The sequence below is a fragment of the Caulobacter sp. FWC26 genome (genome assembly GCF_002742645.2).
GTDB lineage: Bacteria > Pseudomonadota > Alphaproteobacteria > Caulobacterales > Caulobacteraceae > Caulobacter.
The window spans coordinates 631,721-643,776 of sequence record NZ_CP033875.1; the positions used below are offsets into that span (position 1 = coordinate 631,721).

Genomic DNA, 12,056 nt, shown 5'->3' on the forward strand with positions numbered 1-12,056 from the left:
GAGACGGCTATGGAGAGCGCCATGGAGCGACTGATCCTGATGCGCCACGGCAAGGCCGAGCGGCACGCCCAGACCGGCGGCGACTTCGAACGCGCCCTCGTTGAAAGCGGGCGCGCCGACGCGTCGATGATGGGCAAGCTGCTGGCGGGCCTGGCCTATGCGCCGGATCTTCTTTTGGTGTCGTCGGCGCGGCGGACGCGCGAGACCGCCGACCAGGTGCTGGCTCATTTCCCGAAGGCGCGGGTTGAGCATCTGCGTGACCTGTATCACGCCGCCCCGGAGGAGATCCTACAGGCGCTGGAGGACGCGGGCGACGGCGCCGGTACGGTGATGGTGGTCGGACACAATCCCGGAATGCATGATCTGGCTCTGCGGCTGGCGCTGGGCGGCGAGTCTTCGCCGATCCAGACCAACAAGCTGCGCGGGCGTTTTCCGACGGCGACCGTCGTGGTGCTGACTTGGGACGGCGCCCAGAGCCCGCGTCTCGAGCACCTGCTTTACGCCAACGAGAACGGTGGAATGGGCGGCGAATGACCCTGATCTACAAGATCCTGTCCCGCGCCGAGTGGGACGCCGCCAAGGCTGTCGGGCGCTTCGAGGGTTCCGCAGTCGATCTCGCCGACGGGTTCATCCACCTCTCCTCTACGGATCAGGCCCAGGAGACGGCCGCCAAATGGTTCAAGGGGCAGGAGAGCCTGGTCCTGCTGGCGATCGAGGCCGAGCCGCTGGGCGAGGCCCTCAAGTGGGAGGCTTCGCGCGGCGGGGCCTTGTTCCCGCACCTCTATCGTCCACTGCTCGTCGCCGAAGTGACGCGCGAAGCCGATCTTGATCTGGACGCCGAGGGCGTGCCGCAGCTGGACGCCCACCTCGCATGAGCCTTCACGACATCGCCGCCCGTGCTCTCCACGCCTTCGATCCGGAGGACGCCCATGGCTGGGCCCTTCGTGGTTTGAAGTGGGGCCTTGGTCCGCGCGACGATCAGCCCGACGATCCGATTCTGGCGGTCACGATCGCCGGTCTGGAGCTGTCCAACTGCGTGGGCCTGGCGGCGGGCTTCGACAAAAACGCTGAGGTCCCCGACGCCATGCTGGCGGCGGGCTTCGGTTTCGTCGAGGCGGGCACCGTCACGCCGATGGCCCAGGCCGGAAATCCTCGTCCACGCCTATTCCGACTGAGCGAGGACAGGGCGGTGATCAACCGCATGGGCTTCAACAATGGCGGTCTGGAACCCTTCGCGCGGCGTCTGTCGGCGCGTAGGACCCGGGGGGGCGTTGTCGGCGCCAATATCGGGGCCAACAAGGACGCGAGCGATCGCATCCAGGACTATGTGACCGGCCTGACGCGCCTCTGGGGGTTGTCAGACTATTTCACCGCCAACATCTCCTCGCCCAACACGCCGGGCCTGCGCGCCCTGCAGACCAAGGCTGCCTTGGAAGAGCTTCTCGGCCGGCTGGCGGAAACCCGCGCGGCGCTAAGGATCGCGTCCGGCGCCGACTATCCGATCTTCCTGAAGGTCGCTCCCGATCTCGAGGACGGGGAGGTTGAGGCCATCGTCGAGACCGTGGTGGGCGCGGGGCTCGACGCCATCATCGTCAGCAACACCACCATCGCCCGCCCCGAGACGCTGACGTCACGTTTCGCCGCCGAGAGCGGGGGTCTATCGGGCGCACCGTTGCTGGCTCCCTCGACCGCCGTGTTGGCGCGCTTCCACGCGGCCGCTGCAGGCCGGGTGGCCCTGATCGGCGCGGGCGGGGTGGCTGACGGCGCTGGCGCCTATGCGAAGATCCGCGCCGGCGCGCGGGCCGTGCAGCTCTATTCGGCGCTCGTCTATGGCGGTCCGGGCCTGGTTACCCGGATCAAGCGCGATCTCGCCGCCCGCCTTCGCGCCGACGGCTTCGCCGCCGTCGAGGACGCGATCGGCGCCGCATGACGCGTCAAAGGGTCCTGACGCTTCTGCGTCGTTTCGGGCCGCTCGCGGTGGTCGCGATCCTTTGCGCGGTCGCCTTCGCCAGCGGCCTTGTCGAACATCTGTCGCTGGAGGAGCTTCGCCGCCGGGGAACAGAGCTCCAGACGTTCGCGCGAGAGAAGCCGCTGCTGTGCGCGGCGATCTATCTGGCGATCTATGTGGGGTCGGTCGCGATCTCGCTGCCCGGCGCGTTGATCCTGTCTCTGACCGGCGGCTTTCTGTTCGGGCCAGTGGGCGGTGGCTTTGCAGCGGTCACCGGCGCCACGGGCGGCTCCACCGTCACCTTTCTGGTCTTCCGCACCGCGTTTGGCGAAGCCCTGCGGCTGAAGTCCGGCGCCTTTGTTTCGCGCCTCGCCGAGGGCTTCAAGGGCGACGCTTTCAACTATCTGCTCACCTTGCGCCTGATCCCCGCCTTTCCGCTGCTGGCGGTCAATGTCGCGGCGGGGGTGATGAACGTCCGGGTGCGCACCTTTCTGCTGGCGTCTCTGCTTGGCATGATCCCAAGCTCCTTCGTCTATGCCGGCATAGGTGCGGGTTTGGGGCACGTGTTCGCCAAGGGCGGGCCCGTGACGGTGGAAAGCCTCTTGTCGCCGCGCGTCTATCTGCCGATCATCGGTATGGGCGTTCTGGCGTTTCTGCCGCCGTTGTGGCGCCATTGGCGCAATGGGCGCGCAATCGCGTCGCTGGACGAGAAGTAACCGCCCCGGATGGTCGAACCCGGCTCGCCCTCGGAAGACGAAAACCCCAGGCCCCGGAGGCGCTTTCCGTGGCCAGGCGGACTGTCGGCGCGCCTCCTGCTCTTTACCGCCATCGTGGTCAATTTCGGTGGCCTGCTGATTCTGCCACCGGCCCTGGCGGCCTATGAGGAGCAGTGGCTTCTGGATCGGGTGCGGGCGGGGGAACTGGCCTCGACCATCGCGGAATCCGATCCTGAGCTGCGCGTCAGCGACGCGGTCGCCAGCCAGATGTTCGATCAGGCCGGAGCGGTGACCGTGGCCGTCCAGGTCGATGGTGCGCGCCGTCTGGTGCTTCCGCCCAAGCAGCCGTTCGAGACGCCCTATCTGGTTGACCTGCGTCGGCAGAATCCGGGCTCGTGGCTCGCTGCGCCGTTCTTCACCCTGACCAGCCCCAAGGGCGCGATGGTCCGCGTGATGGCCGAACCGCGCTTTCGCAAGGCTGAGTTCATCGAGGTGGTGCTGCCTGACGCCCCTCTAAAGGCCAAGCTGGTCGCCTATTTCTGGCAGCTGGCAGGGGTGACCATCTTTGTGGCTACCCTCGCTGGGGTGCTGGTCTACGCCTTCCTGAACATCTTTCTGGTGAGGCCGATGCAACGCATCACCCGCGCCATGGAGGCGTTCCGCAGCGACCCTGACGACCCGGCCGCGCGCATCGCCGTCTCCAATCGCCGCGACGAGATCGGTCGCGCCGAGCTAGAGCTTGATCGCATGCAGGCCGACCTCCTGGCGGCCCTTGCCTCGAAGGCGCGGCTCGCCGCTCTGGGTGAGGCGGTCGCCAAGATCAATCACGATCTGCGCAACATGCTGACCAGCGCCCAGATGGCGTCCGACCGTCTGGCGGCGCTAGGCGACCCCAAGGTGGCTCAAGCCCTGCCGCGTCTGGAACGCGCTCTGGACCGCGCTATCAACCTGGCCTCCGACGTGATGGCCTATGGGAAATCGCGGGAACCGGAGCCAGTGGCTCGGGTGATCCCGCTCCGGCCGGCGCTGGACATGGCCGCAGAGGACGCCGGCCTCACCCCGGCGGGCGTCAGCCTGGAGACCGTCATCGGTCCGCGCGAGCAGGTGCTGGCTGATCCAGATCAACTGCATCGCATCCTGACCAACCTGCTGCGCAACGCGCGCGAGGCCATTGAAGGCGCGCCGGATCGCGGCGGCAAGGGCAAGGTGTTCATCGAACTGCGGCGGGCGGACGGGGGCAGCGTCCTGCGCCTGTCCGACGACGGTCCGGGCGTTCCTGAGCGGGCCCGCGCCAACCTGTTCCAGCCGTTCGTGGGCTCGGTGCGACGGGGGGGGACGGGACTTGGCCTGGCCATCGCCCGCGAATTGGCCCAGGGGCACGGTGGGGACCTCGTGCTGGTGGAAACCGGACCCGGGGGTTCGGTGTTCGATCTTACCCTGTCCGGCGCACCGGATCCCTTACCCGAGGCGCCGCAGGAGCCGGGCCACCGAGCCGCCGACGCCTAGGCCCTATTTTTACACTTGGAGCGCGTTCGAGCGGTTTAACCGCGTACACTTAAACCTAACGCGCTCTTGAGGAGGCCCCAAAATGGCCACGACCTGGACCATCGCTGTGAAGCTCGGCGCCTCGCCAGACAGCGCACCGATACACGAGATCACGGTCGACGCGCCTGACGCGCCTTCCGCCTTGCGCCGCGTCGCGGCCATGGTCGCCGTCCAGAACGCCGCCGACGCCGAGCTGCTCGTCGATGGACAGGAAGAGGTCTTCTCCCGCGCCGAGGTCGAGGCGGGCCTGGAAGAGCACCAGGCCCAGACATGAACCGTCCTTAGAGCCCTTTGGCGACGCCCTCGCGACGCGGATCGGCGCCGCCTTCCAGCACGTTGCCGGGCCGCACGATAACGCCCTGCAAGCCGGAGGTCTCCAGCTGACCGACCTTGACGCCCACGCCTCGGGCGTTCAGCGCCGCCAGCATCTCCGGCCCGAACAGGTCGGCGTCGCCCGAGAAGCTTTCGCCGCGCGCCACGAGATTCGGCAGCGAGACGGCCTGCTGCATGTTCAGGTTCCAGTAGAACAGCCCGACCATGGCCTTGAGGTTATAGGACAGAATGGCGTTGCCGCCCGGCGAGCCGACGGCGGCCAGGAACTTGCCCTTCTTGTCCAGCACGATCAGCGGCGACATCGACGAGCGGGGCCGCTTGCCCGCCGCGATGGCGTTGGCGGCCGGCGCGCCGTCCTTCTCGACCGGCGAGAACGAAAAGTCGGTCAGCTGGTTATTCAGGAAAAAGCCGCCCACCATCCGGCCGTTACCGAAGATGCTCTCCACCGTGGTGGTCATCGAGACGACATTGCCTTGCGTATCCGCCACTACGAAGTGGGTTGTGCCACCCGGTTCATGGGTCATGTCGACGCCGACCTTGGGCGCGCCCTTGGGCTTGCCGAACGGCGGCGCTGCGCCGGCCTTGTCGGTGATCAGCTTGGCGCGCTCCGCAACGTACTTGGGATCCAGCAGGCCATCGACCGGGACGGTCACGAACGAAGGATCGCCCACATAGCGGTCACGGTCGGCGTACATGACCCGTTCGGCCTGGGCGAGCAGGGTCCAGGCCACCGGATCGGTCGGGCCGCGCTTGCCGATGTCGGTGTGCTCCAGCATCTGCAGCGCCTGTATCACCGCCAGGCCGCTGGACTGCGGATTGGGCACGCAGACGGTGTAGACCTTCCAAGGTCGGCACAACGCCGCTCCCGACCTCGGCTTGTAGGCCTTCAGGTCCTCAAGCGAGATGCTGCCGGGCAGTTCGCCTTCATGGACCCGGTCGACGATCGCCTGGGCGATCGGACCTTCATACAGCGCCGAAGGGCCCTCGGCGGCGATCCGGCGCACCGTCTCGGCATAGGCCGGGTTCTTCAGCACGTCGCCAGCCTTGTAGCGTGTCCCGTCCGGCTTGGTGAAATACTTGACCGCGTCCGGCTGCGAGGCCTGGGGCGCGCGACTGGCGATCATCCCCGCCAGGCGGGGGCTGACCACGAAGCCGTCGGCGGCCAGGGTCTCTGCGTCCTTGAACAGCGTGCTCCAGGCGACCTTGCCGTGCTCCTTCTGGGCCTGGGCCAGCATGGCGACCGCGCCGGGGACGCCGGACGAGCGGCCCGACAGCAGCACCTTCACGAAGGGCAGGGGCTTGCCGTCAGGCCCCATGAACATATCGGGCGTCGCGCCGCTCGGCGCGGTCTCGCGACCGTCATAGGCGGTCACCTTGCCGGTCTTGGCGTCGTAGACCATCAGAAATGCGCCGCCGCCCAGGCCCGAGCTCTGCGGTTCCACCAGGCTCAAGACCGCCTGGATCGCGACGGCCGCGTCGACCGCCGATCCGCCGTCGCGCAGGACCCGCAGGCCCGCCTCGACGGCCAGCGGATTGGCGGCGGCGACCATGCCCTTGGCCGGTGTCGAGGTCACCGCCGGACGCGGGGTCGGCATCGCCAGAGGAATGGACTCGGCGTGCGCGGCGAGCGGGGCTAGGGAGAGTTGCAGCGCGGCGGACAGGGCCAGCAGGGAAGCCAAACGACGCATACGGATCCTCGTGACGGACGCGGGGAGCAGCCTGCCCGCCGCTCCGGATGTCTCCATGGACACCAATCATGCGGCGCTGTCACGCCCGTTCGCCGCTACACGCCCCCAAAACACCGCCCTTGAAGCTCCGTCAGGCAAGGCGCGACGCGAAACCGAACGCGGGTGCGCGAAACTTTTCGAAATTATCCGCCAAACCGGGCTTGCGTCCCCCGAACGGCTGGGCTATCTCCCCCGCCTCGCCGCAAGGCAGTGCGCGCCCGTAGCTCAGCTGGATAGAGCATCAGACTACGAATCTGAGGGTCGGACGTTCGAATCGTTCCGGGCGCGCCATTTCTCCCAAGCAATTGTTTTATATAGGCTTTGGGGTTCTTGCGCGGCGCTTTTCACAACGGTTTTGTCAACGGTTTAGAGGCTGGTCAGCCACGACTGCGCGGGGCCGCTATTGTGCGACCGTGGCTTGGCTGGGCAGGTGGCATTGTTTCTGAAACTGCCCGACCAGGGTCACGCCGCCGTGCGAAAATTTCGTGAGGGTGAGGGCAACTGGAGCTTTGACCCGTTGCCGTAGATTTTTCTCGCAGATTGTCGGGCTGGGTCACGCTGCGGGTAAAAGCAAATTTCTGCGAACTACCGGGCAACTTCCCGGGAATTTCCCTCTCAAAATCTGATTTATTGAAAAACGATAAAATCAGTATCTACAGATCTCCTCTCCAGCCCACATAGGGCGGTTCCGCAAAAGAGGTGGAGGTGAGGGAAGGTGTTTCAGGATCGTCTCTGCCAAGTGGGGAGCGTTCGCTATTATAATAGTACCAGAGCCAGTTCTCGCGAGCGCAACGACCGACACAGGCTCCTTGCTGACCTTCGCTGCGTCCGCATCGGTCACCTGTGTCCTACCGTTAGGAGGCTGAACCCAATTTTTCGCTGACAGAAAGGTCGCGGGGTTCGGGCAAAGCCAAGTTCTCCAGCGGTTGCCACCGCCCAGAGCTGCTTGCCACTCCGGCCAGCTCCCAGTCGCGCGTTGCGTGTTTGTATGTTCTAGATAGACTGTCGGTGGCGCGAGGGGAAAGCCGATTGTCGTTAGCAGAGAAGCTCATCTCGAAACCGCAGCGCGAAAAGGGCGGCGAAACGGGGTTCGAGCGTTACGACTATCAAGCTCTCTGGGGTCTCGCGCTGATCTTCGAGCAGCACGGCGGTGGCGATGACTATGCGATCGCGTTTGAGTTCCACGACGACATTCTGGTCATGGACAGCGCATCAGAGCCGACGTCCGTCAGATTCTATCAGGTCAAAACAAAGAACAAGGGTCACTGGACCCTTGGCGATCTAACTAAGCAGCGCCCCAAAAAAGATAGTCCTTCGGAACGTCTCCCATCTTTCCTCGGCAATCTGTACGCCAATTACATCGCGTTTCCCGATGAAACCGCGAGCCTTAACTTCGTTTCGAACGTGCCTTGCGAGTTCCTTAGTCCGGCGACAGGGACGCAAGCATTCAGTGACTGCAGCCGCGAGGCGTTCGAGAAATTCCTTGCGAAGCTGCAGGCTGAACATCCGACAGCCACTGAATCCACCGCGACCCTTATCCACTTCGTGAGGGCGGACCTCAGCCTGCACGACGCGGACGCCCATCTCAAAGGAAAGCTGATCGACTTCATCACGCAGGTCGTAGGTGAGATCGAGTACAGCCCGGACACGCTCTACAAGGCGATCGTCGAGGAATGCCGTACGAAGTCGAAGTTTACAGGAGTGATCCGCAGCTTTGCCGATCTCGTCCGCCATAAGTCCATCACCCGCGCGCAGGTAGAGGGGTGGCTTGATCACGTGCGTCAACGCCAACGTTCTCCAGAGTGGGCTGATGTAAGCCAAAACCTAAACCTGCCTGCGATGGAGCTGGTTGAAGTTCATCGAGAATGGCGGAGGTACAGGCCCCTCGCGCTCAGCCCCGGAGACGAGGCGTTGAACAGGTCGAGAGAGGCTATCCGGCACCATATACGGCAAAATCGAGCTTCCACGCTTCCGCTGCCGGATCTAATCGACCTCATCTATGGCGCTACAGAACGCGCCATCAGATCCAACATGAACCCGTTCATGCCCGCCAGGGTGAAAGCGATGATCCTCTACGAGGTGTTCTCCTATGAACCGCCAGGAGAAGTTCAAGCGTCTGATCCGGAATCTGAGGACCAAGGGTCATGAAAAGCTTGCGCTTACAAAAGCTCTATCTTTGCTCCGATCTGGAACGGGCGGCGAGGATGGTCTCGTTCGATCCCAAGACGACGGTGATACTCGGCGGGAATGACACCGGTAAATCGTCACTCATCAAATCGATCTATTCGGCCTTCGGCGCGGACGCTTACAAAGTCCACCCGAACTGGCGGAAGGCCAATCCGCACATCCTCGTCGACTTTACATTGAACGGTACCCCGTATCGGATCCTGCGGACGGGAAGCAATTTTGCCCTCTTCAACGGCAGCAGCGAGTTGCTGTGGCTCGCGTCAGGAATTTCGTCGGGTGTGGCGGAGAAGATGGCTGAGCTATTGGATTTCCGGCTGCAGCTGCGGAACAGAGACGGTGATCTCGTTGTTCCCCCGCCAGCCTATAGCTTCCTGCCCTACTATATCGATCAGGATATCGGGTGGCTGAAGACGTGGAGTTCGTTCGCCGGGCTCGCTCAGTTTGAAAACGCCAAGCAGGACGCGGCCTACTTCCATACCGGTCTGCGCCCGAATGACTACTACGTAGCCAAAGCCGAGAAGCTCACCGCCGAAAGCGAGAAGGAGACGCTTCGCATCGATCGCCGCGCGGTCGACCGGGCATCCAGGCGGCTCCAGGCGAAGCGCACGAGCCTGAAGTTTGACCTGCAGCCCGCCGCTTTCGGCGAGCGGCTAGAGGAGCTGCTTGAGCGCTGCCAGAGGCTCCAAGCTGAACAGGAAGCCATCCAGAAGTCACTGGTTGAGCTGCACTCGCAGCGAGCCGTGGTTCTGGAACAGATGCACATTGCTCAGCAAGCGCTGGCTGAACTCGACGGGGACTATGAGTTTCTGAGAAATATTTCGGAATCCGAGGTTTTCTGCCCTACCTGCGGGACTTCGCATGATAACGACTTTGCCAACAAGTTTGGTCTCATTGGCGACGCAGATCTCTGCCGTGGCTTCCTTCTTGAAGCAAAACAGGACCTGGCCCGGCTTGAGCAGCGGATCACTGAGCAACGGGCTAAGTTCGACGGCTTTAGCGATCAGATAGGTAGTATAAACCGACTGCTGGATGAACAGCGGGGCGACGTCAGGCTGCGCGACCTTCTGGAAGGAGAGAGCGAACGCCTTGTTGATGAGGCTATCGCATCCGAGCTGTCGTCACTGGATGAACAGATCGGCGCGCTGGATGCTCGCGCTGACGAGGCCGCTGCGACTATGAAGTCGTACGACGACCGAAAGCACCAGAAGTCAATAAAAGATCTCTACCTTGTGTTCCGGCTTGCAAAACTAACCCCCTTCTCGGGGAGATAGGCGTCCAAAGTTGACCCCCTATCCTTGAGGCTTTGATGGCCAGATCGGCGGCTTGTGGAGCTGCGGATCGAGACAGGGATGTTGGTATTGGAGACGGTGGCGAAGATCCGGCGCGAGCATTTCGCGCGGGGTAAGGGCGTGAAGACGATCGCGCGGGAGATGGGCCTGGCGCGCAACACGGTGCGCAAGGTCTTGAGATCGGGAGAGACCTCTCTGGTCTACGAGCGGCGCGAGCAGCCGCACCCCAAGCTTGGGACCTTCATCGAGCGCCTGGAGGGCATGTTGGAGGCCAATGCCTCGGGCCCTCGTAAAGACCGGCTGACGCTGACACGGATCGCCGACCTACTAAGTCGTGAGGGATACGACGGTAGCTATGATGCGGTTCGGCGCTACGCGAGCCGCTGGGCTGATCAGCGCCGGGGCGTCAGCTCGCCGGTCGAGGCCTTCGTGCCCCTGAGCTTCGCGCCGGGCGACGCCTACCAGTTCGACTGGAGCCACGACCAGGTGGAGATCGGCGGCACGCCGCTGACGGTGAAGGTGGCCCACCTGCGGCTCAGCCACAGCCGCCGCTTCTACATCCGGGCCTATCCGCGCGAGACCCAGGAGATGGTGTTCGACGCCCATGCCCGGGCCTTCGCGCTGTTTGGCGGTGTCACCCGGCGGGGCATCTACGACAACATGAAGACCGCCGTGGAGGCGGTGTTCGCCGGCAAGACCCGGCGCTTCAACCGGCGCTTCGAGCAGATGTGCTCCCACTACCTGATCGAGCCTGTGGCCTGCACCCCGGCCTCGGGCTGGGAGAAGGGCCAGGTGGAGAACCAGGTCGGCTACGCCCGCGACAACATCTTCAAGCCGCGCCCTCGGTTCAGGACCCTGGAGGAGCTGAACGGCTGGCTGGAAGCCGAGTGCGAGCGCCGGGCCCGCAACGACCGTCACCCCGAGTATCGCGACCGCACAGTCCAGGAGGTGTTCGAGGCTGAGCGGCCGTTCCTGGCGCCGTTCGTAGGGCCCTTCGACGGCTTCCACCAGGTCGAGGCCGTCGCCCAGGCCACCTGCCTGATCAACTTCGACCGCAACCGCTACTCGGTGGAGGCCAGGGCGGCGCGCCGGGCGGTGCAGATCCGAGCCTATGCCGACCGGGTCATGGTCCTGTGCGACGGCGAGGTCGTGGCCGATCATCCCCGCGGCTTTGGGCGCGACCACACCGTCTATGACCCCTGGCACTATCTGCCTGTCCTGGCACGCAAGCCTGGGGCGCTGCGCAACGGCGCGCCGTTCCAGGACTGGTCTCTGCCGCCCGCCCTGACCCGGCTGCGCAAGCGACTGGGCTCGGGCGACGAGGCCGATCGGCGCTTCGTTCGGGTGCTGGCCAGCGTCCTCGACGACGGCCTGGACGCCGTGGACGACGCGGTCCGCGAGGCCCTCGACGCCGGCGCCGCCAGTGACGAGGTGATCCTCAACATCCTGGCCCGACGGCGCGAACCGCCCAGGCCCGAGGCGATCACCACGTCACAGGCCTTGGCCTTGCGTCATCCGCCGATCGCCGACTGCGCCCGCTACGACCTGCTGCGAGGTCCCCGTGCAGCGGCATGAGATGATCGAGGCCCTGGGTCAGCTGGGCCTGAAGGGCATGGCCGCCGCGTTCGACGACGCGGTGACCACGGGCCTGCAGCGCAACCGCACCGCCTTGGAGATGCTGGCCGACCTGCTCAAGGCCGAGACCGCGCACCGCCAGGCCGCCTCCATCCGCTACCGGATCACCGCCGCCAAGCTGCCGGCGATGAAGGATCTGGCGCGCTTCACCTTCGACGGCTCGCCGATCAATGAGGGCCTGGTCCGCGCCCTGCACAGCGGCTCGTTCCTGGCCGATCACCGCAACATCGTCCTGGTCGGCGGCACGGGCACCGGCAAGACCCACCTGGCCATCGCCATCACCGCCAACGTCGTGCGGGCCGGCGCCCGTGGCCGCTACTTCAACACCGTCGATCTGGTGAACCGCCTTGAGGACGAGGCCCGGCGCGGCAAGACCGGCGCCTTGGCCGCCCAGCTCTCACGTCTGGACGTCGTGGTGCTCGACGAGCTGGGCTACCTGCCGTTCGCCCAGTCCGGCGGCCAGCGCCTGTTCCACCTGATCAGCAAGCTCTACGAGCGCACCTCGGTGATCATCACCACCAACCTGACCTTCGGGGAGTGGCCCACCGTCTTCGGCGACGCCAAGATGACCACGGCGCTGCTCGACCGCCTGACTCATCACTGCGACATCGTCGAGACCGGCAATGACAGCTGGCGGCTCAGGAACCGCGCCTGACCGGCGCGCCCAGCGTCATCC

Annotated in this window: 11 protein-coding genes and 1 tRNA gene; 11 read left to right on the top strand and 1 reads right to left on the bottom strand. The window is 64.9% G+C overall.

Translation table 11 applies throughout. The features are described from left to right. The first annotated feature begins 21 nt into the window (after positions 1–21). The 6 genes from CSW63_RS04640 to CSW63_RS04665 all read left to right on the top strand — a co-directional run bounded on the left by CSW63_RS04640 (position 22) and on the right by CSW63_RS04665 (position 4,483). Positions 22–534 carry a histidine phosphatase family protein gene (locus CSW63_RS04640; RefSeq protein WP_062099855.1) on the top strand — a complete coding sequence of 171 codons (513 nt, stop codon included), beginning with the start codon at positions 22–24 and terminating at the stop codon, positions 532–534. After that, positions 531–875 (top strand): DUF952 domain-containing protein, encoded by a 345-nt coding sequence (locus CSW63_RS04645; protein ID WP_062099856.1) that lies wholly within the window; start codon positions 531–533, stop codon positions 873–875. Before CSW63_RS04640 ends, CSW63_RS04645 begins: the two co-directional genes overlap by 4 nt. Next, positions 872–1,930, top strand: a complete 1,059-nt coding sequence (locus CSW63_RS04650) for a quinone-dependent dihydroorotate dehydrogenase (RefSeq protein WP_062099857.1) — start codon at positions 872–874, stop codon at positions 1,928–1,930. The genes CSW63_RS04645 and CSW63_RS04650 overlap by 4 nt, the downstream gene beginning before the upstream one ends. Further along, complete coding sequence (locus CSW63_RS04655; RefSeq protein ID WP_062099858.1) at positions 1,927–2,664, top strand: TVP38/TMEM64 family protein; 738 nt, start codon at positions 1,927–1,929, stop codon at positions 2,662–2,664. Before CSW63_RS04650 ends, CSW63_RS04655 begins: the two co-directional genes overlap by 4 nt. 9 nt (positions 2,665–2,673) lie before the next feature. Then, a complete protein-coding gene (locus CSW63_RS04660; RefSeq protein ID WP_062099859.1) occupies positions 2,674–4,170 on the top strand; it encodes a sensor histidine kinase in 1,497 nt (498 codons plus the stop codon). An 82-nt stretch (positions 4,171–4,252) separates the two neighbouring features. Continuing rightward, positions 4,253–4,483, top strand: coding sequence for a hypothetical protein (locus CSW63_RS04665; protein ID WP_062099860.1), 231 nt, complete (start codon positions 4,253–4,255; stop codon positions 4,481–4,483). Between the two features lie 7 nt (positions 4,484–4,490). Here the strand turns inward: CSW63_RS04665 and ggt are convergent, their stop codons facing one another. Further along, positions 4,491–6,230: a gamma-glutamyltransferase gene (gene ggt, locus CSW63_RS04670; RefSeq protein WP_062099861.1), complete on the bottom strand. Its 1,740-nt coding sequence runs from the start codon at positions 6,228–6,230 to the stop codon at positions 4,491–4,493. A gap of 253 nt (positions 6,231–6,483) precedes the next feature. On the opposite strand from ggt, the gene CSW63_RS04675 reads away from it, so the two are divergent. From CSW63_RS04675 to istB, 5 genes are all read left to right on the top strand, one after another. Continuing rightward, positions 6,484–6,560: transfer RNA gene (locus CSW63_RS04675), tRNA-Arg, on the top strand. A gap of 738 nt (positions 6,561–7,298) precedes the next feature. Beyond that, positions 7,299–8,417: a DUF4297 domain-containing protein gene (locus CSW63_RS04680; RefSeq protein WP_168193597.1), complete on the top strand. Its 1,119-nt coding sequence runs from the start codon at positions 7,299–7,301 to the stop codon at positions 8,415–8,417. Continuing rightward, positions 8,414–9,727: a hypothetical protein gene (locus CSW63_RS04685; protein WP_099502823.1), complete on the top strand. Its 1,314-nt coding sequence runs from the start codon at positions 8,414–8,416 to the stop codon at positions 9,725–9,727. The genes CSW63_RS04680 and CSW63_RS04685 overlap by 4 nt, the downstream gene beginning before the upstream one ends. Positions 9,728–9,805: 78 nt before the next feature. After that, on the top strand, positions 9,806–11,320 hold the full coding sequence (gene istA / locus CSW63_RS04690; RefSeq protein ID WP_066684306.1) for an IS21 family transposase: 1,515 nt from the start codon (positions 9,806–9,808) through the stop codon (positions 11,318–11,320). After that, a complete protein-coding gene (istB, locus tag CSW63_RS04695; protein ID WP_066684304.1) occupies positions 11,307–12,035 on the top strand; it encodes an IS21-like element helper ATPase IstB in 729 nt (242 codons plus the stop codon). Before istA ends, istB begins: the two co-directional genes overlap by 14 nt. Positions 12,036–12,056: the final 21 nt, after the last annotated feature.

Coding starts and splice junctions, on each gene's coding strand:
- CSW63_RS04640 (WP_062099855.1), top strand. CDS start 22: ATGGAGCGACTGATCCTGATGCGCCACGGCAAGGCCGAGCGGCACGCC.
- CSW63_RS04645 (WP_062099856.1), top strand. CDS start 531: ATGACCCTGATCTACAAGATCCTGTCCCGCGCCGAGTGGGACGCCGCC.
- CSW63_RS04650 (WP_062099857.1), top strand. CDS start 872: ATGAGCCTTCACGACATCGCCGCCCGTGCTCTCCACGCCTTCGATCCG.
- CSW63_RS04655 (WP_062099858.1), top strand. CDS start 1,927: ATGACGCGTCAAAGGGTCCTGACGCTTCTGCGTCGTTTCGGGCCGCTC.
- CSW63_RS04660 (WP_062099859.1), top strand. CDS start 2,674: ATGGTCGAACCCGGCTCGCCCTCGGAAGACGAAAACCCCAGGCCCCGG.
- CSW63_RS04665 (WP_062099860.1), top strand. CDS start 4,253: ATGGCCACGACCTGGACCATCGCTGTGAAGCTCGGCGCCTCGCCAGAC.
- ggt (WP_062099861.1), bottom strand. CDS start 6,230: ATGCGTCGTTTGGCTTCCCTGCTGGCCCTGTCCGCCGCGCTGCAACTC.
- CSW63_RS04685 (WP_099502823.1), top strand. CDS start 8,414: ATGAAAAGCTTGCGCTTACAAAAGCTCTATCTTTGCTCCGATCTGGAA.
- istA (WP_066684306.1), top strand. CDS start 9,806: ATGTTGGTATTGGAGACGGTGGCGAAGATCCGGCGCGAGCATTTCGCG.